The organism is Frankia sp. CcMO1 (genome assembly GCF_977945845.1).
The window spans coordinates 4,334-6,649 of record NZ_CDWTMG010000241.1; the positions used below are offsets into that span (position 1 = coordinate 4,334).

A 2,316-nucleotide genomic window follows, 5' to 3' on the forward strand; every position below is an offset into this window, starting at 1 on the left:
GCGGTCGGTGTACCTGGCCCAGGCTGCCCATCGCCACGATGAAACGGTCCTGAAGCAGCCGCAGGAGGCACCGTGACCACGGCGACAGCCGAACTCGAACTGACCGGGGCGCGGGCCGGCTACGGGACCGTGGAGGTCCTGCACGGTCTGGACCTCGCCATCCCCGCCGGCAAGGTCACCGCCCTGCTCGGGGTCAACGGCGCGGGCAAGAGCACCACCCTGCGGATGCTGGCCGGGCTGATCCCACTGCGTTCGGGCAGTCTGACCTGGCGCGGCGAGGACATCACCAAGATGTCCACCGTCGACCGGGCCCGCCGGGGACTGATGCTCGTGCCGGACGAACGGGCCGTCTTCGCCACCCTGTCGGTCCGGGACAATCTGCAGATCATCGCGGAAGCCAGCGGGCACCCCGACATCACCCCCGCGCTGGAGTCGTTCCCCCGGCTGCGGGAGCGGCTGACGCAGCGGGCCGGATCGATGTCCGGCGGTGAGCGGCGAATGCTGGCGCTCGCCCGCGCCCTGCTGGCCCGCCCCTCGGTCCTGATGGTCGACGAGCTGTCGCTCGGACTATCCCCGAAGGTCGCCGCGGACCTGTTCGGCTGGCTTGCGACGGTCGCCGCGTCGGGCACCACCGTCGTGCTCGCCGACCAGTACACCGAGCAGGCCCTGGCGATGGCGGACCTGGTCTACGTCCTGCACCGGGGCGAGCGGTCCTTCGCGGGCGCACCGGGGGAATTCCGGGCGTAGGGCCGCGAAAGGCCCCGCTGAAAGGCCCCGGTCGAGGTTCCCTCCGTGGCGCCGTGGAGGGTGCCCCGACCGGGGCCCGAGATCACTCGGGCGGTCCCGGGCGGTCCCGTGAGAGATCAGCCGGCCTGGTAGGGCAGATCCGGGACGGTGAAGCAGTTGGTGTTCATGTCCTTGACCTGGGTCACCCAGCCGCCCTGGTTTCCGTTCGCCGAGTCCTGCCAACGGGCGACGTTGAGGCAGTTCTGCTCCTGCGACGGCGGTTCAGGCAACTTCTTGAAGTTCCGGCCAGTCGGGATGAGCAGGCCGTGACCGTCGTAGTCCTTGCCGCTGTTCATGTACGCCTCGACGCAGGCGCGGGTGACGTCGGCGCCGCAGGACCGGATCGCGTCGGTCAGCCACTGGGCCGAGGCGTAACCCTCGAGCATCCACAGGTTCGTCTTGGCTACCCGATCGGGCGCGGCCGCCTGCAGATCCTTCTGGAACGTGGCGACCGCGGGAATCTGGGTGTCCGCATAGTTGGCGGTGCCGCCAGTAGAGTAGATCGTGTTCCGGCAATTCGGGGAGGCATTGTAGACCTGGCGGACGTTGTTGGCCCAGCCCTGCGGCGGGGTCACCTTCGCCGTGATCGGCATTTTCTGGGACTCAATGGCGTTGCACAGCTGAGCATTACCGCCGTCGTCCATCGCGTCGAAGACGATCTGGACGCCGCGCCGCTTGAGGTCGAGGACCGTCGCGTCCCAACTCGGGGCGCCGAGATTGATCTGCTCCTCGATGACCGTGTAGCCATCCTTGCGCAGGCCGTCCGCGATCGACTTGGCGTACCGCTCCGACGGGGCGACGTTGTAGTACACAACCCCGGCGACGTTGGTCTTCAGGTTCTGCTTGAACCAGCGGTAGGTCTCGGTCCCCGCGTAGAGCGTGCCGTTGTAGCCGGGACGGCTGCCGGTGCGCGGATAATAGCTGCCGTAGATCGAGTACAGGTGCGGATACTGATCGTAGGCTGCGGACACGGGCTGGCCGCCGATATCCGGCACACCCTTGGAGTTGATGTACTGTGCACCCGTGTAGTCGAACGCCGTCACCCCGGCGAGCGCGAAGACCTTCTCGTCGTCGACGAGCTTGTGCGCGCAGTTCGTGTTTCCGTCACCGGTGCCCTTGTCGTCACACTCGACGAGGTTCACGGTGCGCCCGTTGACTCCGCCCGCGGCGTTGAGCGCCTTGAAATAGGCCCGCGCCCCGTACAGTGAGGCGGAGAACGTGTCCGGCCCGAAACCGCTGTTCAGGCCGGCGATTGTACCGATCTTGATCTCGGTCGGCGTGACACCGATATCCGAGGCTGTGTTGTTCGACGCCCCGGCCGGTTTGTTGCCGGCCGAGGTCGTTCCGTTGTTACTGGCCCGGCTGCCGCAGGCGACGAGCGCCAGCGACGACAGCACAATGGCGGCGACGAGCGATCTCGCTCGCATGGACATGCTCTCCCCTGGTAGATCGGTGACGCTCGAAACGTTATTGCCGATCAACATCGTCGACGCGTCAACCTGACGACAGCCGGTCCCATTGCCGACTATG

At 67.1% G+C, this 2,316-nt stretch carries 2 protein-coding genes; one reads left to right on the forward strand and one right to left on the reverse strand.

Translation table 11 applies throughout. The features are described from left to right. Positions 1 to 72: 72 nt before the first annotated feature. A complete protein-coding gene (locus AC08OU_RS20595; protein ID WP_462187788.1) occupies positions 73 to 747 on the forward strand; it encodes an ABC transporter ATP-binding protein in 675 nt (224 codons plus the stop codon). Between the two features lie 116 nt (positions 748 to 863). Here the strand turns inward: AC08OU_RS20595 and AC08OU_RS20600 are convergent, their stop codons facing one another. After that, complete coding sequence (locus AC08OU_RS20600) at positions 864 to 2,213, reverse strand: ABC transporter substrate-binding protein (protein ID WP_462187791.1); 1,350 nt, start codon at positions 2,211 to 2,213, stop codon at positions 864 to 866. Between the last annotated feature and the right edge of the window lie 103 nt (positions 2,214 to 2,316).